Origin of the sequence: Janthinobacterium sp. FW305-128, assembly GCF_020858135.1 — a bacterium.
Taxonomy (GTDB): domain Bacteria; phylum Pseudomonadota; class Gammaproteobacteria; order Burkholderiales; family Burkholderiaceae_D; genus Janthinobacterium.
The window spans coordinates 265,654-286,483 of sequence record NZ_JACYMK010000003.1; the positions used below are offsets into that span (position 1 = coordinate 265,654).

A 20,830-nucleotide genomic window follows, 5' to 3' on the forward strand; every position below is an offset into this window, starting at 1 on the left:
TTCTTAATCGTGGTCGCGCAGGGACGAGCGGATGCGTGCCGCCTTTTCGCGGTCGCGCTGATCGAGCGCCACGCTCACGGCGCGCGCGATGGCCTGCGGATCGGTGCCGGCCTGTACATGGAAGGTGATTTCGATCTTGTCGCCCTGGATGGTCATGCCAGCGCCGAACGCGCCCTGTGACAGCGGGGCGCGCGTGTCGAAGGCGCTGGCGGGCAGGGCGGTGGCCGTGCCGATGGCGATGCCGGCGCCCAGTTGCGTCAGGCGCTGCGCCAGGCCGGATACCTTGGCAATCGGCGCGCCTTCGCTGCGGTCCAGGCCCACGGCCAGGCCCTGCATGGTGTAGTCGCCCAGCTGGGCAAACACGCGGCTCGGGCTGTGGATGCCCAACTTTTCCTTGAACCAGGCAATGGTGCTGGAACCGGCATTGCTGATGGCGTCCTTGACGGCGCCCATGGACCCGGTGATGCCGTTGACCAGGCCGCGCAGGATGTTGGCGCCGAACTCGGTGAACTGGGCCGGCAGCTTGATGCCGAACCAGCTCATGACGCCTGCGAACGCCTGGTAGAACACGCCGACCGGCGACCAGTTGATAATCAGGGCCGTGATGCTGCCCATGCCGCCGGCACAGACCGTGCGCAGGCGCGACCAGATGTCGGCAAAGAAGGCGGCGATAGGTTGCCAGGATGCGGTGATGCGCTGCAGGATGCTGGCGCCGAAGTCGGTGAACTTGGCCGGCAGCGCGATGCCGAACCAGCCCAGCACGCCCGCGAAGGCGCGATAGAACAGACCCAGCGGTGACCAGTTGACGATCAGACTGCTGACGCCGCCTATGCCGCCGGCAAAGGCAGTCTTGATGTGCGACCAGATGCCGCTGAAAAACGCCTTGATCGGCTCCCAGTATTTGTAGATCAGGTAAGCGGCGCCGGCGATGGCCGTCACGGCCAGGCCAATCGGGTTGAGCATGAAGGCACGGCCCAGCCACAGCACGGCACGCCCGGCCCACATGAAGGCGCCGCCCAGGCCCCGCAGGATGGGCGTGAGCACGCCGCCGGTCACGCCCATCTTGGCGAACATGACGTGCAGCATGGCATACGGGCCGATCATGGCGGCAATGCCCAGCATCAGCGGCCCCAGCACCAGCAGCATGCCGGCCAGCACGGCAAAGGCGGTAATCATGATCTTGGCCACGGTCGGGTTGCGTTCCATGAAGGCATTCAGGCGTGTGATGGCACTGATGGCCATTTCCAGTCCCTGCGCATACAGCGGCAGGATTTTTTCGCCCATGGTCAGTTTCAAGTTGGCCAGCTTCGACTGCGCTTCCAGTTCCTTGCCGGCGGCCGAGTCGCGGCCCAGCTTTTCCAGCTGGCCAATATTGGCGGCGCCACGGTTGAGCTTTTCGTTCTTGTGGATTTGCCCGCGCTGCAGGTACATCTGCGAATACAAGTTCGACGCGGTGCGGTTCGAAAAGATGCTGCCGATGGCGTCGAGCACCTGATTCTTGTCTTTGATGCCTTTCTTGGCCAGTTGCGGCAAAAGCACCTTTTCCATCCACTCAAACTGATTTTCGCGGAACAGCTCAGAACCCAGCAGCGCGCCAGGATTGAGGAAGGAAAGTTGTCCCGCTTTATCATGCGTGACCTTGCTTTTGTCGCCGATCAAGCCAAATTCTTCCAGTTTCTTGGCCGAACGTTTGGTCGTGCGGCCCTGGTACAAGTTTTGGTAGGCGCTCATCAGGGACGTGCCGACGCGGTTGCCGCTCATCTCCTGCACCAGCGGTTCCATCTGGTAGTAAAAGGCGTCATCTTTCAGGCCCTTGGCCGCGATGCCGCCCGTTTTAATCATGTTCAGCCATTCATTCGGCCCGACGCGCCCGCCGGTGGCGGTGATGACCTGCTGCACGATGTTGGCCTGGGCTTCGAACTTTTCCTTGCTCTCCAGGCCGCCGCGCAGCTCGATGACCTTGAGCATGTCCATGAACTTGCGTTCGTTGTCGGCACCCTCGGCCTCGCCGAAGAAGGCATGATTGGCAAATTTCATTTTTGCCAGAGTAGGGGCGACCATTTCCGCGTGGTGCACGTCGGCAAAGGCGCTCATGCCGTCGCGCATCAACTGCAGGTTGTCGAGCTGGCTGGTGCCGTAGGTTTTCATGTTGCGCGCGAAGGCGACGGCCTCGGCTGATACCTTGTCGCCCAGGCCCAGCGCATTGACCCGGCCCACTTCCGTTTGATAGTGCTTGGCCTCGTCCAGCCCCTTGACGATGGGCGCGCCCAGCACGGCGCCCGTGGCGGTCGCGCCGGCGCCGGCCATGGCCAGATTGCCCGCCTTGTTGCGCAGCTTGTCCGCGTGCTGAGTGGCATTGGTGACGCGCTGCTGCTTGGCCGCCGCGTTGGCCAGCTTCTGCTGCTGCAATATCATGCTTTTGTTGGTGGCCTCGATCTCGCGGCGCAAGGTGCGCTCGTGGTTGGCCAGGTCTTTGGTGCCGATGCCGGCACCCGCCAGGCGTTCGCGCATGACCTGCAGTTGCTGGGCCTGCTGCTGGCCGGCTGTCTTGAGGGCGGCGGCCGCTTTGACGGCGGCGTTCAACTCGCGCGTCATGGCGCGCGTGGGTGCTTCCGTCTGTTTCATTTTGGTGGCCAGGCTGGCCACCTTCTGCTGGGCCGCTTCCAGCTTGGCGCGGGTGGCGTCCAGGCCGCCGTGCAGTTCGCGGAATTTGCCGATGTTCTTTTGCTGCGCGTTCAGGTCGCGCAAGCGGTCGCTGGTCGCCTTCAAGGCCTTGGCCGTGTCGCTCGAGCCGCCCATGATTTTTTTCAGCGGGCCGGTAATCTTGTCCAGTGCCGCAAATACCACCTGTAATTTCAGATCCCGACCAGCCATCTATTCCGCTCCGCTTCGTTGCCGGGCGCGTTCGCGCCAGGCCATCAGTTCATCAATCGTAAAACCGTCCATCGCGGCCGGCGTCCAGTGGAAGACGCCGGCAATGTCGGCCATGGCGTCTTCTACTTCGCCGGGGATACCGAAAGGCGATCGGCTTTGCTCGCCAAAAAACCGGCAACCTCGGCGCCCACGGCCAGCAGGTCCGCCGGGTCCATGTTGGCGACGTCATGCGCGGTCAAGGTCGGTTCGGTGATGCGTGGCAGCACGATCTGCAAGGCCGACACGTTCAGGTTGGCCAGCTCGATCAGGGAAATGCCGCGCAGGGCGCCCGCCTTGGGCTTGCGCACGGTCAGCGCGGTGATGAAGGTGTCGCCGCGTTTGATCGGCTCGTCCAGTTCGATGACGGCTTGATTGTTGTTTTCGCTGTTCATGGTGTTGTCCTTGTAGGGTGGTGGTGAAAAGTAAAAGGGGGATTACAGGCCGCTGGCCTTGCGGATGGCCGCATTGGTATCGACGCCGCCGATGTTCTCGATGCCGCTCATGAAGTCCAGTTCGATGACGGTGGCGCCGTCGATCATCAGCTTGTAATAGCTGCAAGCCATGGTGTACTTGTGGGTGGTGTCGTCGCCCATCTTGGCGCCGCCCATGTCGATTTCCTTGTAGCGGCCGCGCACGACGACTTCGACGGCGGCCACGTTGCCGTCTTCGTCGTTCTGGTAAGCGCCGGCGAAGCGCAGCATCACGGCGCCGTGCGCATGCGCGCCGTACTGCTTTAAGGCTTCGGCGATCAGACCGCCTGCGCTCCATTCCAGTGACAGTGCTTCATTGCCGAAGTCGACGGACACGGGGCCGCTCATGCCGCCGGCGCGGTACTCTTCCATCTTGCGGCTCAGCTTGGGCAAGGTGATTTCGGGCACCATGCCCATGAACAGCACGCCGTTTTGAAATACGTTGAATTGTTTAAGTTTGTGGGGCATGCCCATAGCGTTCTCCAGTGGTCAGTTGCGCCCGCGCACGGCGGGCACGGGGTCGGTTAAGCGGCGATGCGCGAGGCGAAGTCGGCCAGGTAGCGGTCGGTGATGCGCTGCTGGAAGCGCAGATTTTCCAGCGGCGGCACGGGCGTGTAGTCGTAATCGATGGCCAGCTTGCCCGCCTTGAGCGTGTCCTTGTCGTTGTACTGCTCGTCATACCAGGCATGCCCGTCGATGATGTAGCCCTGCAATTTCAGGTCGCGGAACTTGGCATTGATGCTTTCAAGCATGTCGCGCACCAGGGACGGGTGCAAGGGCAGGTCGACAAAGGTGAAATGCGCCTCGGCGATGGTGTCGGCCAGCACCTGGGCCGTGCGCGTGTAGTTCTCGAAATAGAAGAAGCCGCCCGGCGCCTCGCAGGTGCGCGAACCCCAGAATCGGTAGCCGCCCATGTTAATCAGGGTGGTCACTTCTTTGGCGTTGAGCACGCCGGCGTCGGTGGCCGGGTCTTGCAGGTCGAAAAATACGTCCTGGGTTAAGCCGGTCGGGCCGTTGATGACGACGTTCGACAGCGTCTTGTGCCAGCCCGTTTCCTCGTCGATCTTGGCGCGCAGGCCCATGGCGTAGGCCACGGCGGAAATACTCGCCTCCTCGTCGATGGCGGTATCCCAGTTCACAAAATCGGGCCAGATGATCATGACCTCGCGCTGGCCGAACTGGCCGCGATAGGTGGTGGCGGCGACCACGTTGTTGCAGCCATACGCGGAGGCGTACACGAAGCTGCGCAGTTGCTGCGCCACGCTGGCCAGGGCGTTGGTGACGGCTTTGGTGTCCAGGCCCGGCGCGCCCAGGATGCGCGGCTTCACGCCGAGTTTGTTTTGCGCGGCCAGCAAGGCTTTCACGCCCAGGTACTTGCCGTCCGGCGACACGCCGCCCACCACGTTGCTGGTGGTGTCCGCTTCCGTCTCGCCCTCGGCCACGCGCACGACGATGGTCAGGGGTTTTGTTTGCGCGGCAATCGCTTCCAGCGCGCGGTACAGGGTGCCCGTCTTGCCGGCCTTGCCCATGGCGGCCAGCACGTTGGTGACGAGCACGGGCGTGTCGAGCGGGAAAGCGGCCGGGTCGGCGTCGTCGGCCGTGGCGATCAGGCCCAGCACGGCAGTGGAGACGGTGCGGATCGGGCGCGAACCCTCGTTGATTTCAATGACGCGCACGCCATGGTGGTAGTCGGTGGCCATGTGGCTCTCCTGGTAGAAAAAAGTTTCGGGTGGTTACTGCAGGTTTTCGGCAAAGGCGCGCTGCGCCTCTTCCGGCAGGGTGGCGGCGATCTGCGCGTATTCGTCGGCAATGGCCAGGCGCAGCGCGTCGAGGTCGCCAGCGGCCAGCACGCCGGCGCAGGCGGTGATGTCGAGCAGGCGCAGGCGCGCGGCGGCAATCGCGGCGACGGTGGCGCTGTCGCCATCGGACATCGCCGCAAAGCCGATGCCGGCCAGGCGGTTCAGAATGGCGTCGCGCGTCTTGCGCACGGTGTCCAGATAGGTCGCCGCCAGTGCCGCAAACGGCGCCGCCGCCGGGGGCGTCATTTTCCATACGCCGCCTTTTCCCTGGTTGATGCTGCAGCCCGATTCAATGGCTTTGCGCAGGGCGGCCTCGACCTCCTGGCTGACTTCGACGGCATCGTCGGGCCAGCTACCGGCGGCGACGTATTCGGCGCGCATGTCGGCCGGGTAGAAACCCATTTGGGTCAGAGAGAACAGTTTTTGCATGGTTATTTCCCGGTGACTTCGTAGGCGACCTGCATGGCGCCATTCGATCCGTTGTTGAATAGGGTGACGCCGCTCAGGCTGGGCGTGCTGGCGCCCGGTGAGAACGGCGTTGGCGACGCCACGCCCTGGCCCGCCACTGCCGGAATCACGACAAAGACTTCGCGTGGAAATGCCATCGGAAAGGCTACGTAGACGCTGCCGCCTTGCGGCACGCTGCCGACCACGCCCCATTGCCGGATGTAGCCGCTGGGCAGGCGCTGATGGCCACTCTGGTCAAGGGAAGCGGAAAACATGGACGAATAGCGCAACTGCACCGATCCGCCCACGGCAACCCAGGCACCGACGCCATTCGATTCCAGCGTGAGCGTGTCGCCATCGAGCAGGGTGATAGCGGCCACGCTGACGCTGCTCATGCCCAGCAGGTCGCCGCCCAGGGTATTGATGGTCATGCCTGCCTGATGCGTCGATCCGCAGACAAATTCCAGGCGGCTGCCAGGCGGGCACAGCGCCACGTTGGGCAGAGTGACGGCAGGCGCATTGCCGCCATCGCAGGCGATCGTCTTGCCCACGTCGGCAGGCGTCAGCTTGATGGCGCCCGCGCCCAGGGTGTACAGGGCGGCGGCCTGCAAGCCGATGCGGCGCACGAAGGCGGTGCTGGCGATCCTGGTGCTGTCGTCAAACTGGGGCGCGGTATTCACCTCGCTGATGCGTGAGAGCACGTCGACGCCATCGCAGTAGGGCGCGCGCGTTTGTCCTTGGCCGATGGCCAGGCCACTGCCGCTTGCCGTCTTGAATGTCAGAGTGAAAGCGCCCGTGGTCTTGTTGTGGACGGTCCAGCTGCGCGCCGCTGCCGGCACGATGACGTTGATATTGCCGGTGAGCGCGCCCGTGAACTGCAGCACGTCGGCCTTTGCTTCCGCCTCGGTGAGCACCACGTCGACCTTGCCGGCAACGGACTTGTTCAACATGGCCAGCTCTTTCGGCTTGTACTGCGGGTGCGGGTCGGCGGCGGCCAGGTGCTGGGCCAGCAGCGTGTCGGCATAGGCGCGCGCCTCGGCGCGCACTTCGATATCCTGCTCGTCGGCATAGCGGCGCGTGGCCAGCACCACTGCCGGATCGATTTTCAGCTCGATGGCGGCCGTGCTGGCGACGATCAGCACCACGCGCACAACCTGCGTGCGGCCGCTGCCCTCGACCATCAAGGGCTTGTAGCTGGGCGGGCAGTTGGCCACGGCGCACAGGTCGCCCGCCTCGTCGTAGAGGCCGATTTCGCGCAGCCACCAGCCGCCCACGTCCTCGGGCAAGACTTGCTCGACGATGATCTGGCTGGCGTTGGCCGGGTCGATGGCGAGCTGGTTCAGGTCGGCGCGGCGCACTTCATGCACGAGCGCCTTTTGCAAGCGGTCCGGGATCGGCAGGGCGCCGTTGCCGTCGCCCACGCCCATTTTTTTCAGTTTCAGGGTGTGGCCCAGGGCGATGGCGTTGGCCAGCTTGGCCTCGCCCACCTGCGTCAGAATGGCAAAGTATGTGCTCATGGATAGATGGTCATGGTGTCAATGGTATGGGGTGCGCCGCCTTGTACCAGCGTGCCGCGCACTTCGATTTCTTCGGCGATCCATGGATAGACCGTCATCGCATCGCCGTGATAGGTACTCAAGCCGATCCGCACCTGGCCACGGGTTTCCAGATACAGCGCCAGGCCCGTCAAATGCCGGCTGACGGGCTTGGCGTCGGCGATCAGGCGTTCCATTTCCTGAAACATGGCGTCCGTGATGCCGGAGTCCAGCACGCCGACGTCGAGGCGGAAGGTGCCCGGCACGCCTGGCGGCGTGGTCTGCCACCATTCGGTGATGCGGATCAAATAGCCCAGGGACTCGACCACGCGGCGCACGGAGGCAATCGTGCCCTTGTGCTTGTGGATGAAGTAAGACGCCTTGATCGTGCCGCGTTTGACCGATTCGGGCCAGGCATCGTCCCAGCGGTCGACGGAACAGGCCCAGGCCAGGAATGGGAGCAGGGCAACGGGGCAGCGGTCGGCGTTCCACAGCTCGCGCAGCGGCACGGGCACGTTGACCAGCTCGGCGCAGGCCACGGCAATGGCGCGCTCCAGCGCCGTGGTGTTGGGCGGCAGGGTCGGCACGGTCTTATTCATCGAGCACGACCACATTCAAATGGATGGCGGTGCAGCGCGCGGCTTGGGTGGCGTTCAGTTCGATGTCCGCCGCCGGGCTGGTCAAGACGACCTTGCGCACGCCTTCGACGTGGACGGCCGCGCTGCAGGCGGAACGATAAATGCTGTGGCCCAGCGGGCGGCGCGGCTGCGACACGCGCACGGCGTTGGCGCGCGCGGCGTCCAGCAGAATCGGCACTTCCGGGCCGACGCCGATAAACAAGGTGGCCTCGATCTGGTAGTCGATGACCTGAGCGGCCTGCACGGTGAGGCGGTCGCCCAGGGGGCGCACTTCCTCGGCGTTGAGCGCGCGCGCCACGGTGCCCAAGAGCGCGTCGTCGGCGATGCCGGTGTCATTGTTCGCCAAAACCGTGACGGTGACATGCGCCGGCGCCTGGCTGGTGGCGCTCGCATCCTTGACGCGGCCGTCACTGCTGCGGGCGTGGAATTCGTAGGACGCTTTCGGGCCGGCCACGGACAGGCCATCCGGTGCTTCCTGGATGCGCAGGCGGTAGGCGTCGTTGTCTTCCATGACAGCGGCCACAGGCGGCAGGGCGTTGGGATTGGCCGGCGTGATGGTCAGGCGCGCCACGTTGACGTTGGCACCCAGCTGATCGAGGTCGCCATCGAGGGCGAACGCCAGCATGACGGCCTTGCCGGCCTCGTTGACGCGGTTGCGCAGAATGGTTTCTTGATACGCGTTTTCTTCCAGCAGCTTGGTGGCCGGTTCCGATTCCAGGGCCAGGAGGGCCGTGACGGCCGCGCGTTCGGCTTCCGGCAACAGGCTCACCAGGTGGGCTTTGCGCGTGCTGAGGATGGCTTCGAAGTCCAGCACCTCGACCACGCTGGGCGCGGGTAATTGGGTCAGGTCGATGGGCGTGCTCATACGATGCCGCCTTGCTTGACGGGTACGGACAGGGTGATGCCCTGGCCGTTGGCCGTGCCGTCGAGCAGCAGGGTGATGGCGCCGTCCGTGTCGCGCGTGAGCTGCACGCTGGCGAGCTGCAAACGCGGCTCCCAGCGGCGCAGGGCAAAGGCGGTGGCCGCGTAGATGCGCAATTGCGTCGCGCTGTTCAGGGGCTGGTCGATCAGCTCGGGCACTTCGGAACCATAGCGGCGGCGCCGGATGCGCGAACCCATGGGCGTGGTGAGAATGTCGGTGGCCGACTGGCGCAGGTGGCCCAGGCCCGTCAGGCTGCGCCCGGTGGCGGCGTGCATGCCCATCATGGCAGCGGCCCGCCCGACTGGTCGCCGCCTGCCTTGACGCCGCCGTGCGGATGCTTGGCCAGGCTGATGGCGCCGGCCAGCACGTCCTCGGTCGCTTTGATGCTCCCTTGCACGGCCATGGCCACGCCGCCTGCGGCGCCGGCCTTGGCGTTCACGCCGCCGTTCAGCGTGGTGGCGCCTTCCACGGTGGTGGACTGCTTGACGATCAGATTTTTCATGACGGTCAGGTCGCCCGTGCAGATGGTGCTCGGTGCGTTCGACGTGACCTTGTCGGCCGTGATGGTGGCGGTGCCCCCGGGGAGGGTGGCCGTCAGGGTGTGGGCCGCGTGGTCGTACTGCACCACGGCGCCGTCAGGGTAATGCGTGGTGTGAATGGTGGGGCTGGATTCGGGGGCGTCAAACGCCTGCGAGTACACGGCCGGTACGATGATGCCGCGCGTCAGGTCGCCGCCGGGGGAAAAGACGATCACCTGTTCGCCCAAGGTAGGTACCGACCAGGTGCGCGTATTGCCAGCGCGTCGTGTGGCCCAGCTCAGCCATTCTGTGGTGAGGGTTGGCCCCAGCCGCACGCGCGCCTTGGCTCCTTTGACCTCGGCGATGGTGCCCAGGCGGATCAGGTTTTGCAGCAAGCGGAGGAGGTCGGACAGGTCGGCGTTCATGCAATGCATGTTGCCGAAGTCCGCGTGCGGATGCACGCGGGGGCGGGTTGATATGTGGCTTAATAACTATGATGCTGTTCTAAATATTATGTTGATCTTTTCATTATGATATTTTTTATTCTTGAATTTTTACTGCGATACAAATTCTTTTGCATGTAAATCTACATAATATTATTGTTCGTCGCAGTTAAACCCCCCAACTAAGCTTGGCATGTATTCAGTCATTTCCGGAAATAAAATTGTTGTGCTTGTTGTTGACATAAACATGTAAGAAACAAAATAGTGGAAATGGATTGCTTCGTTATCTCCTGGGGTTAGAAGTCTATTCTTTGATGGAATGTAACGAGATGGAGGATACATCCAAGTTTTATTCTTTTCATCAACGTAAAGTAGTAATCCATCCTTTATACTCAGAACCATGTTGTGCTTATGATGATTTTTCACATCGCTGTCATACCACGTTGAGACTTCAGAGGGTAAAGATGTGGAGTCGAAATCAAAGCTTTCACATACAAGAAATGAGAATATTTGATCGTAGCAAAGCATTTCACGATTGAAATCATGCTGATTGTATGTTCTGTCTCGAAATATCGGAATGGTCGATGAAACATGATCAGCGATTGCTTTTAATCTTGCTAGTTTATTAAGTGCTTCGCGCAAACCGGCTTTTGAAAGGCGGCTTTTTACCTCACCTATCGCACATACTCCCTCGACTGGAAAAAAACGTTGGTGTTCATTGGATTCTACTCGGGGAATTGCTGAGCGATCATAAATGACAATATCGGCTTGTGTTGAGACATCTCCTTTGGAATTTATTAGAAATCCCGATCCTATTTCGAGTCTAGATGGTACACATAACTTTAAGAATTCACGAAAAATACTCTCTCTATATGTGCCGAATTCGCCTGGATGAAAGAGCTTTCCAGTCTCAGGATGGACAAAGGCTTGTCTTGCCGAAGAACTGAATGAATATTTAAAAAGCTCAATTTTTTCTTTTAATAGGGCAGTAAATGTTTGATTCAAAATAGGCTCTCAATTTATTTTTGGTGGTGTCTGTCGTTGTGAATAATATTCTGAAGAATAGCTTATTATTCCTCGTGGGGGCAATTTTGTTTTAAGTAATAGTTCTTTCTAATCTTCATACATCGCACTGAATGCCTCGCCTAATGTTGCCCAAACTGTAAGAAGGTCTACTAATTCGGTGTCTGTAACTACGTAATCTTGGACCTCGTCAAAAAATTTGGCATAAGCGAAAATCATTTGGGTCAGCAAAATGCAACAAAAACCGATCATGCCACGAGCTACTATCGGAGATGTGCCGTCCTTAAGAGTTTCGCTTAATTGAAATGCACTAATAGCATTGGCGTGAGAGGAGTTACAAAAATGTGTGTACATGTCGGCAACGTATTTGCGTGGCAATCCGGCCTGTTCAGCTAAATCAATTAATGCGGCACCGAGGCGGACGCCATCTCCCTGGCGCACATTTTTCTTGGCTTGCTTGCTGAGCATTGTAAAGTATCGGCTCCCTTCGATGATCGGCTGCAGTCGAGCAATTTCATTAGTTTCGATTTTGATTTGCTCTAAACGCTCACTAGGAAGTCCCGGTACACGGTTCAATTTCATTCGACTCATAAGTCCACTCAGACGCCATACCTGATGCCGGAACTGCCGCAATTCGGGATCTTCTTCAAGGAATATGAAATTAAATAACACGAAGGTTTCATAAGCCGCGCGTGCGATCACAGCAATCGATCCGTGATCGATGTGACTTATCTGTGAAGATTTTTCTCCAGCTGTACTTTCAGCTAATAGTGCAATGGACTGTAAGTGGCAATAGGCTTTGATAACCATCAACTGTCCGTGGTTTTTCCAACCGTTTTCACGAGTGAGCATGCTTTTCGGCGGTATATTGATGAGAGTACCAAGCTTGCCTAACAGCTTTGAAAAATCGTCAGTGGGTGTTGCTGTCATCGAGATTTTTTACCGTCATTTATTCTGTTGGGATACGAGCAGTCAGTGCCTAGATATTTAATATATTGACCGATGATGCTCAGCGTTAGATGACTTTAACTCATTCTCCACTGAGTGTCAGCTTGCCACTGCATAACTGAGCTTAGTTTGTTTGTATGTGGCGAATTAATGACTCTCTTATCAGTGCACGATCCGATTCGTTAATTCCTAGCAGCGGCCGCTCAGGGTACTTGTACGCCTGCCCTTTTTTTGACACTCGGTCTTGCCGGCCAAACTGATGCACATGCGCCACGCGTGCCACCCAGCCAAAGAAGCCGACTTCGATCTGGTCGCCGGTCGCCTTCACCTTCAGGTGTTTGGCGGTACGGATCTTGGCGAACATGGCGGCCTTCTGCCGCTTGATGCGCCCATCCTTTCCCTTGAATTCCTTGCGCCGCTTGCGCGCTGGGTAGGCCGCTCCATCCGGCCCCTGCTGCGCCTTGATGCGCTGCGCCTGGCTACGGCGCAGGTCGACGGCAACCTTGTGATTGATGGCGCGGCGCTGGGCTGGCTGCAGCTTGGCCAGCAGCGCGCCGGCCCAGGTTGCCAACGCGTGCAGGTCTTCGCTCATGGTGTGGCCTCGGGCGTGCGCCATTCGGCCAGCAGGGTCTCGCCGTCATACAGCTTCCAGAACTCGTCCGCGTAGGCGGGCATGTGCTGTATCTCGGCCAGGTGCTTGATGTCGAGACGGCCCGCTTCGCCGGCCTTGACGGCCACACGCTCGGTCAGGTCCAGCTTGATGGAAATGTCGACCGTCTCATGGTTATTAAAATCCACCTCGAAGGCGATGCCGTGTTTGCGCGTTTCCTCGTTGGCCATCAGGTCGAGCTGGTGGACTTTCAGCCAGGCGATCAGGGCCACCATGATGGCGTCGGCGTCGCCCGCGTAATCGGTCACGATCAGGTTGAGCTTGAAGCGGTATTCGAATGAGAGGGAGGCGGTGGCCGATGCCACCACGTTGCCTTCGTCGGCGAAGACCAGCAGGCGGTCGGGGTCGCGCTGCAGGTCGGGGATGGCGGCGGCCAGGTGCTGGCGCAGGCTATTCGGTTTGTACATGGTAGGTCTCTCGCACGGTGTTGTAGGCGTCGATGCAGGCGTTCAGCTGACGGGTGGCGTCGTCGCCGTCGCCGGCAATGGCGTCAAGAGCTGCCGCAGTCGCCGGGTCAAGTTCGGCGCGCGCTTCAATCCGATGGCCTGTGGCAGAGGCGGTATCTGCAGTTGCGGCGCATTGGCCGCTGGCAACGGGGATTGACAGGCGCACAGCGCCGCTGCGCACGTCAGCGTTAAAACGGTCACGTTCAGTTTTCGCATGGGTTTGCTCCTGGTTGAGGTGGTCGGCGCGCTGCGCCAGGGCGGCGCCGGCGGCGCGCTCCAGCGTGAGCACGCGGGCGGTGGCCTGGGCCAGCGCTGTGGCGGCGGTGGTTTTGTTGGTGGCCGCCGCCCGCTGCAGTGCGGCGATGGCCGCGTCCTTGCGCCAGCCCTGCATCGTCCAGCCCGCGATGGCGCTGCACAGGAGAACAGCGACCAGCGGGCGCCAGGTGGTTGCGGTCACATGGTCACCCGTTCCTTGATCCAGCCGAACAGAAAACGGCGCTGGGTTTTATTGGCTTCGGTGATTTCCAGGTAACGCGCCGCCTGCAGGCCGTTCAGGGCGCGCAGCAGCACGGCGGCGCCATCCTGGCCGCGCCATTTCAGGAAGGCGGCCAGCGCGCTCAGCGACTGCGCGCCCAGGCGGCCATCGACAAATAGGGCGGGATAGCGGGCGCCCGTGTCGTTGAACCCGTTTAGCCAGCGCTGCAGGAACTCGGCCGCGCGGTGCGGCCCCATGTTCACGCCCGTGTCGATCACTTCGGCGCCGATGCTGGCATGCAGGGCCAGCACCTGGTCGAACTTGGGTTCCGTGATGTAGCGCGCCGTGTAGATGGCGCGTGCCATGGCCACGGGCATATCGCGCATCGGGCCTTGATAGCCGTTGGCGCGCGCCACGGCCACGGTGATGCCGAAGTTGGTTTCGCCGCCCGCATCAAGAGGGTCGTTCACATAGCCGCCTTCGGCGCGCAGGATGGCGTCGATGGTGCGCGCGATCAGTGGATTGTCGAGGGTGGCCATCAGTGTTCCTTCGCGTCTTTGACCAGCTCGGCGATGTCCTTGTCGCTGCGGCGCTGGAACCACAGGGCCACGGCACGCGATACCCACCAGCCGGGCGCGCCGACGATCAGGTCGATGGCGGAGGCGTTGACCATGGCGCCGATGGCCGGGAGCTGGGCGCACAGCAGCTGATACACGGTACCGCCCAGCAGGCACGAGAACACGCCCGCGCAGGCCAGACGGGCGACGAACTCGCCCTTGTTGAAGGTGCCGTCGCTGTTCAGCGGCGGCAGCACGATGTACAGCATGGCCGCGCCGACCATGCCCAGCGCCGCCTTGAAGCCGTACAGTTTGACCAGGGTGGCGAAACCACCAAACGATTCTGCGGACATTGCTTGTTTCTCCATGATGAGGATAAGTAGAGGTGTTGTTTAAAAAGTCAGTCCCATAGCTGCACAAGATCGGCAACGGCGGCCACGCTGGCGGCAGGTTCCGGCAGGGTGACGACCAGCCCGGCCGGCAGCACGGCGCCGTGGCGCGCCAGCGCGGGATTCAGGGCCAAGGCCTGCTCGACGTATCCCGCGCCGTCGCCCAGGTAGCGCCATACCAGGGCGTCTACCGTGTCGTGCTGCCGCGTGCGCACCTGCATCAGATCAGCTCCACGGTCAGGTGCGTGCGCCCGACGATATCGGCGATGGCCCATTGCGCGTTGCGCCGCTGCGCGCCGGGCGCCTCGTCCAGCCACTCCATGCTTTTCTTGTCGCTGACGGACGTGGCCGTGCTGTCGTAGTCGCGGTAACGCTCGATCAGGTCGGCCTTCGCCGTGCTGTAGACGGCGCGCCGGTACTGCGCCAGCAGACGGGATTCGCGGTTGATGCGCGTGGCTGGCACGTCCACCAGGGCAGGGACTCCGGCAGCGGCCTGCTTGCCCTGCCAGTCGGCCAGCTCGCGGTTGACCTGCAGGATGGCATCGACCACGGCTTGCACCAGGCGCGCGTCGGTGACGGTGCCATCCAGGCGCATGGCGTCGCGCATATCGGTGAGAATGATGTCGGGAAACCAGCCGTCGTTCTCGATGATGCCGACGGCCGGCGCGGGCGCCGCCGGGGTGGTGCCGGGCGGGATGGACGGGGGCAGGGCCATGAAGGACATACGGGAGCTTTCAAAAATGGGGCGGTGGACGGGGTTCATCAGGCAAATGAATTAGCCAGAATCCCCCCGTGCCGCCGTGCTGCGGGGGATGCTCTTTACGTGGAACCGGCCGCGCGCTTGAGGCGCCGCTCCAGCCGTTCCATATCTTTCTTGACGCCGCACGACTCGGACAGGGAGCGGGCGCGCTTCAACTGGGCCATGGCGTTTTCCGCCTGCGCCACCTGCGCCGGGGCGATGTCCGTGTCGTCGGCTTGATCCAGCACGGCGATCAGTGCCAGGCCGATGGCCTTGTGCAGCTTGGCGCGCGCCTGGTCGGGCGCGTCGCTGGCGGCCGTCAGCAGCTCGACGGTGCCCAGCACCTGGGCCGCGTGCTGCGGATCTGCGGCCAGCTTGCCGTGCAAATAGCCTTCGGCGAATTCGTCCAGCATCAGCGTGGCGATGTCGCGGCTGTAGGTGTCGGGCAGGGTGAACTTGTGTTCCAGTGCATAGGCGGCCATGACCAGGGCGCGCGCGTATTCGCCCGTGTCGATATGCCACACCAGCAGGGTGGCGAACACGTCATCCTGGGCGCCCTTGCCGCCGGCCAGCACGCCGTCGATCCACTGCGCATAGTCGGGCAGCAAGGTGGCCTTGACCTCGATCTTGCGTTCAACGGACTGAATGGATTTCAGGTGCCGGCGGTCGTCGGCCAGCTTGTAGAGCATCAGCTCGTAGGCCGTGCCGGTGGTGACGCCCTGCGGCGCGGCGGCGCCGGCCGTGCGCTCGGCCAGCATGCGCGCGCGGTGGCGCAGGGCAGGGGATGGATTGGCCATTATTTGTCTTTCAGCTCGATGTTTTCCACCAGCGCGGCCAGGCCCAGGTCTTCGATCACGTAGGCGTCGTTGGACGACTCGTAGTTCTCGATGCGGTCGCGCTTGGGCACGTCCTCGACACGGCGGCGGCGCGCGCCTTCCTGGAAGTAGATCGACAGATTGTCGAAGCGGGTAATCAGGATGGCGTTGTCCGGGAAGAAGGGCACGCGCGCCGCCGGCAAGCCGCCGATGCGCTTCTGGCTGATGATGATGTCGGCCGCCAGCGTTTCCGTGGGCGTCTGCTTGGTGTTGACCAGCGGGAAATATTTATCGTTCAATAGCTTGCGCCCGACGATGGCCACCAGGTTGGTGTCTTCCTGATACCACGGGTCCAGCAGGTTGACGGCATCGGTGACGGCCGCGTCCAGGTTGGCATAGTCGGCGCCGTCCACATCGCCGATGATGACCTTGCCCGGCATGCCGCTGGCCACCAGGCCCAGCACGCGCTCGGGCGCCAGTTCGCGCAGGTGCTGCAGCCAGCCCTTGTTCACGTCCTGCAGCAGCGGGTTGGCATCCAGATCGGTGTCGGCCATGGCTTTCACACCATTGAAACCGATGACGATGCGGTCGAGTGCCTGGCGCGTCAGGATGGCATTGGCCACGCGAGACTGGAAGTCGGGGAACTTGGCCCAGGCGTCCAGCTTGGCATAGTTCAAATGCGTGTCGAAGTTGGTTTGCTCGCAGCGGTACTTGGTGCCGTCCAGGGTGGACAGGTCGCGCGTCTTGCGTTCCTTGTCCTTGGTGTTGGTGCGGCCGGCAATCGGGCCGGAGACGCCCAGGCCCAGCTTTTCGCCTTCCTGCTCGGTCACGCCGATGATGTTCACCTTCGACAGGAACTCGCTCGATTCCTGCATCTTGGTTTCCAGCTTTTGCTGCACGCTGGGCGTGACGCTGAAGGTCTTGGCCACGTTGTCCGTGTCGTTCAGTTGGCCCAGGCGGGTTTCATACTGGCCAAAGACCTGGCGCGTTTGCTTTTTCATATATTGGTGCTCCGTTGTTGAATAGGGTGTAGTGGATGGCGCGGGCGCTTAAAACTCGGTCTGCACGGCGCCGTCGTTGCCGGTGGCGGCCGGGCGGCGCGGGCCGTTGCCGGGCGCCTCGTCCATCTGCGCCTTGAAGGTTGCCAGCTCGTCCTGGGTCGCTTTCTGCGCCTTTTCCGCGGCATCGAGGCGCTTGATGGCGTCGGCGTAGTTGTCGTTGGCGGTAACGACGTGGCCGGCCAGCGCCTCCACGGCTTCGCTGATGTCGGCGAACTGCGCGGCGTCGGCGCCGGATTTATGGGAGAAGCGCGACAGCAGGTTTTTCACGGCATCGGCCAGCTTGGTGCCCTGCGGCTCTTCAAATTCCAGCGTCACCTCGACGGCCGAAGTAAACAGGTTGTCGGATTGCTGCTTGCGGCCGGCCGAGAATTTCAGCGCATCGGTGCCCAGGCTGGCCGGGCTGTCGGTGACGCCCAGGCCGACCAGGTAAGGCTGCGCCGAGTCGGCAAAGTCGGGCTGGATTTCCAGGCTGGTGTACAGCTTCTGTTTCGCCTTGTTGATGGCCACCAGTTCCGGCGTGGGTTCGATCTGCGCGAACAGGGCCAGTTTCTTGCCGCTGTCCGTGTCCACCTCTTCGGCTTTCACGGCAATCACGTCGCCGTAGGCCTTGAACTGGCTGTCGGGCAGGATGCCGCGAATGTGTTCCAGCCAGATACGCGCGCCGTAGGTTTTCGGGTTGTAGGTGGCGGCGATCTGCTCGATGGTGGCGCGGTCGATGTTGCGGCCGTCCGTGGTGGCGCCTTCGGTGGCGACGCGGAAAAATTGGGATTTAGGCATGGTGGCGTGTCTCGGTTGATCGGATAACGCCATGGTCAACGTCTTGGCGCTGCGATTCAATGCGGCGCGGGTTGCTATGGGCCATAGCGACTTTTGCCTTTCCCCGCTCCGCGCGCGCGCGGCCTACGCTGGCGGCATGTTAGGAATCCATCAAACCCCTGAAGAAAAAATCGCCGAACTGGCCGTGCCCGAATCCGAGCCGCGCCGCGCCGCGCGCGCCCTGTACTGGAAGGGCTGGCGCATTTCGTCCATCGCCCGCCACCTGGGAATCAAGCGCAGCACCATCAATAGCTGGAAGCTGCGCGACGAGTGGGACAAGGCGCAGGCCATCGAGCACGTGGAGGCGTCGGCCGAGCTGCGCCTCGTAAAACTGATCGAAAAAGAGGTCAAGAGCGGCAGCGATTACAAGGAAATCGATTTACTCGCCCGCACCATCGTGCAGATGGCGCGCGTGCGCCGCTACGAGCAACCGGGCGGCAACGAGGTCGATCTCAATCCGAAGCTGGCAAACCGCAACGCCGGCCCGAAGAAGAAACCGACGCGCAACGACTTCAGCGAAGAACAGAAAATCCAGCTGCTCGACGCCTTCCATGATTCTCTCTTCGATTATCAAAAGGTCTGGTATCGCAACGGCGACCAGCGCACGCGCGCCATCCTCAAGAGCCGCCAGATCGGCGCCACCTGGTACTTCGCGCGCGAGGCGCTGGCCGACGCCATGGCGACGGGCCGCAATCAGATCTTCCTGTCCGCCTCTAAAAGCCAGGCGCACGTCTTCAAGCAATACATCGTGCAATTCGCGCGCGAGGCGGCCGGCATCGAGCTGACGGGCGACCCCATCGTGCTGCCGAACGGCGCACACCTGTACTTCCTGGGCACCAACGCGCGCACGGCGCAGGGCTACCACGGCAATTTTTACTTCGATGAATTCTTCTGGACACAGAATTTCCAGGAACTCAACAAGGTGGCCTCGGGCATGGCCATTCACAAGAAATGGCGCAAGACCTACTTTTCAACGCCATCCTCGACCACTCACCAGGCCTATCCGTTCTGGACGGGCGAGCTGTTCAACAAGCGCCGCGCCAAGGCGGATCAGGTGAATATCGATGTGAGCCATGGCCGCTTGTCGTCGGGTTTCACGGGCGAGGACAAGATCTGGCGCCAGATCGTCACCATCCTGGACGCCGAGCGTGGCGGCTGCAACCTGTTCGACATCGACGAGCTGCGCAACTTCGAATACAGCCCCGACCAGTTCGACAACCTGCTGATGTGCAATTTTATTGACGACTCGGCCTCGGTCTTCCCGCTGGCCGAGCTGCAGCGCTGCATGGTCGATTCCTGGCTCGAGTGGGACGACTACAAGCCGTTGCTGGGCCTGCGCCCGTTCGGCAACCGGCCCGTGTGGATCGGCTACGACCCGGCCTTGAACGGCGATAGCGCCGGCTGCGTGGTGCTGGCGCCGCCCATGACGGCCGGCGGCAAGTTCCGCATCCTGGAGCGCCACCAGTGGCGCGGGCAGAGCTTCGAAGACCACGCCGACGCCATCCGCCAGATGACCCAGCGTTACAACGTCGAATACATCGGCATCGATACCACGGGCATGGGTATCGGCGTGCTGCCGATTGTGCGTGGCTTCTTCCCGGCCGTCACGGCGCTGAACTACTCGCCCGAAGTCAAAACCCGCATGGTGCTGAAGGCCAAAAACATCATCAGCAAGGGCCGGCTGGAATTCGACGCCGGCTGGATCGACATCGCGCAGTCCTTCATGGCCATCCACAAGACCATTACCCCCAGCGGCCGGCACGTGACCTATGTCGCCGGCCGCAGCGACGAAACCGGCCACGCCGATCTGGCGTGGGCCTGCATGCACGCCCTCGATCACGAGCCCTTCGAAGGCACCACCGACAACCACCAATCTTTCATGGAGATTTATTCTTGAGCAAAGCACGACACCTGCGCGCGCGCGGCCGGCAGGCCCAGGGCGCCCCATCAACAGCGGCCACGGCGCCGGCCGCCGCCGGCATCGAGGCGTTTTCCTTCGGCGACCCGACGCCCGTGCTCGAGCACGCCGACATTCTCGACTGCTTCGAATGCTGGAAGAACGGCCACTGGTACGAGCCGCCCGTCAACCTGGCCGGCCTGGCCAAGTCCTTCAATGCCGGCGTGCACCACAGCAGCGCCATCCACTTCAAGGCCAACGTGCTGGCGTCCACCCTGATTCCCAGCAAGTACCTGTCGCGCGACGCCTTCAAACGCATGGCGCTGGACTTCCTGACCTTCGGCAATGCCTACCTGGAAGACCGGCCCAGCCGCAGCGGCAAGGCGCTGGCGTACCAGCATGCGCTGGCCAAGTACATGCGGCGCGGCGTCGATCTGGACACGTATTTTTTTGTGAACGGCTACCAGGCCGTGCACCAGTTCGACAGGGGCCGCGTGTTTCACCTGATGGAACCGGACGTGAATCAGGAGCTGTATGGCGTGCCGCAGTATCTGAGCGCGCTGCAATCGGCTTGGCTCAACGAGGCGGCCACCTTGTTCCGCCGCAAGTACTACAAGAACGGTTCGCACGCCGGTTTCGTCTTCTACATGACAGATGCCGCCGCCAACACCCAGGACGTGGACAACCTGCGCCAGGCCATGCGCGACAGCAAGGGGCCGGGCAACTTCCGCAACCTGTTCATGTACGCGCCGAACGGCAAGAAGGACGGCATCCAGATTTTGCCCGTGTCGGACGTGGCCGCCAAGGACGAGTTTTTCAACATCAAGAGCGTCACGCGCGACGACCAGCTGGCCGCGCACCGCGTGCCGCCCCAGTTGATGGGCATCCTGCCGAACAATGCCGGCGGCTTCGGCGCCGTCGAGCCGGCCGCGCGCGTCTTCGCGCGCAATGAGCTGGTGCCGCTGCAGGCGCAGTTCGAGGCGATCAACGAGTGGGCCGGCGTGGAAGTGGTGAGGTTCGCCCCGTATGACCTGGCCACGGGCGGGGAGGGCACGGCATGAGCGACCACATCGACAACACCGACAAGATCATCTTCGCCGAAGTGGCGCGCGGCCTGGCCGCGGTGCGTGGCCGGTCCGCCCTGGTGGCGCACGGCTGCTGCCATTACTGCGACGAGGCGCTGGCGCCCGCGCTGCTGTTCTGCGATGTGGACTGCCGCGACGACTACGACAAGGAGCAGGCGGCCAAGGTGCGCGCCGGCCGTCCAGCATGACCGCCACGCCGCGCTGACCGGCAGGGCGGGGCCGCG

General features: G+C 62.2%; 26 protein-coding genes. 3 read left to right on the plus strand and 23 right to left on the minus strand.

Features of this window, described 5'->3' with window-relative positions; translation table 11 throughout:
• Positions 1-3 precede the first annotated feature (3 nt).
• The 23 genes from IGS60_RS08815 to IGS60_RS08925 all read right to left on the minus strand — a co-directional run bounded on the left by IGS60_RS08815 (position 4) and on the right by IGS60_RS08925 (position 17,585).
• Positions 4-2,874, minus strand: a complete 2,871-nt coding sequence (locus tag IGS60_RS08815) for a phage tail tape measure protein (RefSeq protein ID WP_230503809.1) — start codon at positions 2,872-2,874, stop codon at positions 4-6.
• A complete protein-coding gene (locus IGS60_RS08820) occupies positions 2,875-2,988 on the minus strand; it encodes a GpE family phage tail protein (RefSeq protein ID WP_071650284.1) in 114 nt (37 codons plus the stop codon). It abuts the gene before it with no gap.
• Positions 2,989-2,996: 8 nt separating this feature from the next.
• The gene (locus IGS60_RS08825) at positions 2,997-3,305 is read right to left on the minus strand and encodes a phage tail assembly protein (protein ID WP_230503811.1); all 309 of its coding nucleotides are present in this window, start codon (positions 3,303-3,305) and stop codon (positions 2,997-2,999) included.
• Between the two features lie 42 nt (positions 3,306-3,347).
• Positions 3,348-3,857, minus strand: a complete 510-nt coding sequence (locus IGS60_RS08830; protein ID WP_070289540.1) for a phage major tail tube protein — start codon at positions 3,855-3,857, stop codon at positions 3,348-3,350.
• 50 nt (positions 3,858-3,907) lie between these two features.
• Positions 3,908-5,083 (minus strand): phage tail sheath protein, encoded by a 1,176-nt coding sequence (locus tag IGS60_RS08835; protein WP_230503813.1) that lies wholly within the window; start codon positions 5,081-5,083, stop codon positions 3,908-3,910.
• 33 nt (positions 5,084-5,116) lie between these two features.
• A complete protein-coding gene (locus IGS60_RS08840; protein ID WP_230503814.1) occupies positions 5,117-5,611 on the minus strand; it encodes a hypothetical protein in 495 nt (164 codons plus the stop codon).
• A gap of 2 nt (positions 5,612-5,613) precedes the next feature.
• Complete coding sequence (locus IGS60_RS08845) at positions 5,614-7,146, minus strand: phage tail protein (RefSeq protein ID WP_230503816.1); 1,533 nt, start codon at positions 7,144-7,146, stop codon at positions 5,614-5,616.
• On the minus strand, positions 7,143-7,763 hold the full coding sequence (locus tag IGS60_RS08850; protein ID WP_230503818.1) for a phage tail protein I: 621 nt from the start codon (positions 7,761-7,763) through the stop codon (positions 7,143-7,145). Before IGS60_RS08850 ends, IGS60_RS08845 begins: the two co-directional genes overlap by 4 nt.
• Complete coding sequence (locus IGS60_RS08855; RefSeq protein ID WP_230503820.1) at positions 7,756-8,667, minus strand: baseplate J/gp47 family protein; 912 nt, start codon at positions 8,665-8,667, stop codon at positions 7,756-7,758. The genes IGS60_RS08850 and IGS60_RS08855 overlap by 8 nt, the downstream gene beginning before the upstream one ends.
• Complete coding sequence (locus IGS60_RS08860) at positions 8,664-9,008, minus strand: GPW/gp25 family protein (protein ID WP_230503822.1); 345 nt, start codon at positions 9,006-9,008, stop codon at positions 8,664-8,666. The genes IGS60_RS08855 and IGS60_RS08860 overlap by 4 nt, the downstream gene beginning before the upstream one ends.
• Entirely contained in the window at positions 9,005-9,667 is a 663-nt protein-coding gene (locus IGS60_RS08865; RefSeq protein ID WP_230503823.1) for a phage baseplate assembly protein V, read from the minus strand. Before IGS60_RS08865 ends, IGS60_RS08860 begins: the two co-directional genes overlap by 4 nt.
• A gap of 171 nt (positions 9,668-9,838) precedes the next feature.
• Positions 9,839-10,690, minus strand: coding sequence for a DUF6602 domain-containing protein (locus IGS60_RS08870; protein WP_230503825.1), 852 nt, complete (start codon positions 10,688-10,690; stop codon positions 9,839-9,841).
• 108 nt (positions 10,691-10,798) lie between these two features.
• Positions 10,799-11,638: a DUF5677 domain-containing protein gene (locus IGS60_RS08875; protein WP_230503827.1), complete on the minus strand. Its 840-nt coding sequence runs from the start codon at positions 11,636-11,638 to the stop codon at positions 10,799-10,801.
• Between the two features lie 142 nt (positions 11,639-11,780).
• Positions 11,781-12,248, minus strand: coding sequence for a phage virion morphogenesis protein (locus IGS60_RS08880; RefSeq protein WP_230503829.1), 468 nt, complete (start codon positions 12,246-12,248; stop codon positions 11,781-11,783).
• A complete protein-coding gene (locus tag IGS60_RS08885; RefSeq protein WP_070301026.1) occupies positions 12,245-12,733 on the minus strand; it encodes a phage tail protein in 489 nt (162 codons plus the stop codon). Before IGS60_RS08885 ends, IGS60_RS08880 begins: the two co-directional genes overlap by 4 nt.
• Entirely contained in the window at positions 12,717-13,229 is a 513-nt protein-coding gene (locus IGS60_RS08890) for a lysis system i-spanin subunit Rz (RefSeq protein ID WP_230503831.1), read from the minus strand. The genes IGS60_RS08885 and IGS60_RS08890 overlap by 17 nt, the downstream gene beginning before the upstream one ends.
• Positions 13,226-13,786, minus strand: a complete 561-nt coding sequence (locus IGS60_RS08895; protein WP_230503833.1) for a glycoside hydrolase family 108 protein — start codon at positions 13,784-13,786, stop codon at positions 13,226-13,228. The genes IGS60_RS08890 and IGS60_RS08895 overlap by 4 nt, the downstream gene beginning before the upstream one ends.
• The gene (locus IGS60_RS08900; RefSeq protein ID WP_035820867.1) at positions 13,786-14,157 is read right to left on the minus strand and encodes a hypothetical protein; all 372 of its coding nucleotides are present in this window, start codon (positions 14,155-14,157) and stop codon (positions 13,786-13,788) included. Before IGS60_RS08900 ends, IGS60_RS08895 begins: the two co-directional genes overlap by 1 nt.
• A gap of 47 nt (positions 14,158-14,204) precedes the next feature.
• Positions 14,205-14,414, minus strand: coding sequence for a tail protein X (locus IGS60_RS08905; protein ID WP_230503835.1), 210 nt, complete (start codon positions 14,412-14,414; stop codon positions 14,205-14,207).
• Entirely contained in the window at positions 14,414-14,917 is a 504-nt protein-coding gene (locus IGS60_RS08910) for a head completion/stabilization protein (protein WP_230503837.1), read from the minus strand. The genes IGS60_RS08905 and IGS60_RS08910 overlap by 1 nt, the downstream gene beginning before the upstream one ends.
• 95 nt (positions 14,918-15,012) lie before the next feature.
• Entirely contained in the window at positions 15,013-15,729 is a 717-nt protein-coding gene (gene gpM, locus IGS60_RS08915; protein ID WP_230503839.1) for a phage terminase small subunit, read from the minus strand.
• Positions 15,729-16,748 (minus strand): phage major capsid protein, P2 family, encoded by a 1,020-nt coding sequence (locus tag IGS60_RS08920; RefSeq protein WP_230503841.1) that lies wholly within the window; start codon positions 16,746-16,748, stop codon positions 15,729-15,731. The genes gpM and IGS60_RS08920 overlap by 1 nt, the downstream gene beginning before the upstream one ends.
• Before the next feature lie 48 nt (positions 16,749-16,796).
• Entirely contained in the window at positions 16,797-17,585 is a 789-nt protein-coding gene (locus tag IGS60_RS08925) for a GPO family capsid scaffolding protein (RefSeq protein ID WP_230503843.1), read from the minus strand.
• Positions 17,586-17,721: 136 nt separating this feature from the next.
• Here IGS60_RS08925 and IGS60_RS08930 point away from each other — a divergent pair, with 136 nt between their 5' ends.
• Genes IGS60_RS08930 through IGS60_RS08940 form a run of 3 tightly spaced genes read left to right on the plus strand, consistent with a single transcriptional unit; the run spans position 17,722 to position 20,794 of the window.
• Complete coding sequence (locus IGS60_RS08930; protein WP_230503845.1) at positions 17,722-19,521, plus strand: terminase ATPase subunit family protein; 1,800 nt, start codon at positions 17,722-17,724, stop codon at positions 19,519-19,521.
• A 14-nt stretch (positions 19,522-19,535) separates the two neighbouring features.
• Positions 19,536-20,582, plus strand: a complete 1,047-nt coding sequence (locus tag IGS60_RS08935) for a phage portal protein (RefSeq protein WP_230504068.1) — start codon at positions 19,536-19,538, stop codon at positions 20,580-20,582.
• On the plus strand, positions 20,579-20,794 hold the full coding sequence (locus tag IGS60_RS08940; protein ID WP_230503847.1) for a hypothetical protein: 216 nt from the start codon (positions 20,579-20,581) through the stop codon (positions 20,792-20,794). Before IGS60_RS08935 ends, IGS60_RS08940 begins: the two co-directional genes overlap by 4 nt.
• Positions 20,795-20,830: the final 36 nt, after the last annotated feature.

Excerpts from the sequence above, each read along its gene's own strand:
- IGS60_RS08885 (WP_070301026.1), bottom strand. The coding sequence starts at position 12,733 with ATGTACAAACCGAATAGCCTGCGCCAGCACCTGGCCGCCGCCATCCCC.
- IGS60_RS08825 (WP_230503811.1), bottom strand. The coding sequence starts at position 3,305 with ATGAACAGCGAAAACAACAATCAAGCCGTCATCGAACTGGACGAGCCG.
- IGS60_RS08905 (WP_230503835.1), bottom strand. The coding sequence starts at position 14,414 with ATGCAGGTGCGCACGCGGCAGCACGACACGGTAGACGCCCTGGTATGG.
- IGS60_RS08920 (WP_230503841.1), bottom strand. The coding sequence starts at position 16,748 with ATGAAAAAGCAAACGCGCCAGGTCTTTGGCCAGTATGAAACCCGCCTG.
- IGS60_RS08875 (WP_230503827.1), bottom strand. The coding sequence starts at position 11,638 with ATGACAGCAACACCCACTGACGATTTTTCAAAGCTGTTAGGCAAGCTT.
- IGS60_RS08895 (WP_230503833.1), bottom strand. The coding sequence starts at position 13,786 with ATGGCCACCCTCGACAATCCACTGATCGCGCGCACCATCGACGCCATC.
- IGS60_RS08865 (WP_230503823.1), bottom strand. The coding sequence starts at position 9,667 with ATGAACGCCGACCTGTCCGACCTCCTCCGCTTGCTGCAAAACCTGATC.
- IGS60_RS08840 (WP_230503814.1), bottom strand. The coding sequence starts at position 5,611 with ATGCAAAAACTGTTCTCTCTGACCCAAATGGGTTTCTACCCGGCCGAC.
- IGS60_RS08860 (WP_230503822.1), bottom strand. The coding sequence starts at position 9,008 with ATGATGGGCATGCACGCCGCCACCGGGCGCAGCCTGACGGGCCTGGGC.
- IGS60_RS08815 (WP_230503809.1), bottom strand. The coding sequence starts at position 2,874 with ATGGCTGGTCGGGATCTGAAATTACAGGTGGTATTTGCGGCACTGGAC.
- IGS60_RS08835 (WP_230503813.1), bottom strand. The coding sequence starts at position 5,083 with ATGGCCACCGACTACCACCATGGCGTGCGCGTCATTGAAATCAACGAG.
- IGS60_RS08845 (WP_230503816.1), bottom strand. The coding sequence starts at position 7,146 with ATGAGCACATACTTTGCCATTCTGACGCAGGTGGGCGAGGCCAAGCTG.
- IGS60_RS08900 (WP_035820867.1), bottom strand. The coding sequence starts at position 14,157 with ATGTCCGCAGAATCGTTTGGTGGTTTCGCCACCCTGGTCAAACTGTAC.
- IGS60_RS08850 (WP_230503818.1), bottom strand. The coding sequence starts at position 7,763 with ATGAATAAGACCGTGCCGACCCTGCCGCCCAACACCACGGCGCTGGAG.
- IGS60_RS08940 (WP_230503847.1), top strand. The coding sequence starts at position 20,579 with ATGAGCGACCACATCGACAACACCGACAAGATCATCTTCGCCGAAGTG.
- gpM (WP_230503839.1), bottom strand. The coding sequence starts at position 15,729 with ATGGCCAATCCATCCCCTGCCCTGCGCCACCGCGCGCGCATGCTGGCC.
- IGS60_RS08820 (WP_071650284.1), bottom strand. The coding sequence starts at position 2,988 with ATGGCCGACATTGCCGGCGTCTTCCACTGGACGCCGGCCGCGATGGAC.
- IGS60_RS08855 (WP_230503820.1), bottom strand. The coding sequence starts at position 8,667 with ATGAGCACGCCCATCGACCTGACCCAATTACCCGCGCCCAGCGTGGTC.
- IGS60_RS08910 (WP_230503837.1), bottom strand. The coding sequence starts at position 14,917 with ATGTCCTTCATGGCCCTGCCCCCGTCCATCCCGCCCGGCACCACCCCG.
- IGS60_RS08830 (WP_070289540.1), bottom strand. The coding sequence starts at position 3,857 with ATGGGCATGCCCCACAAACTTAAACAATTCAACGTATTTCAAAACGGC.
- IGS60_RS08925 (WP_230503843.1), bottom strand. The coding sequence starts at position 17,585 with ATGCCTAAATCCCAATTTTTCCGCGTCGCCACCGAAGGCGCCACCACG.
- IGS60_RS08930 (WP_230503845.1), top strand. The coding sequence starts at position 17,722 with ATGTTAGGAATCCATCAAACCCCTGAAGAAAAAATCGCCGAACTGGCC.
- IGS60_RS08880 (WP_230503829.1), bottom strand. The coding sequence starts at position 12,248 with ATGAGCGAAGACCTGCACGCGTTGGCAACCTGGGCCGGCGCGCTGCTG.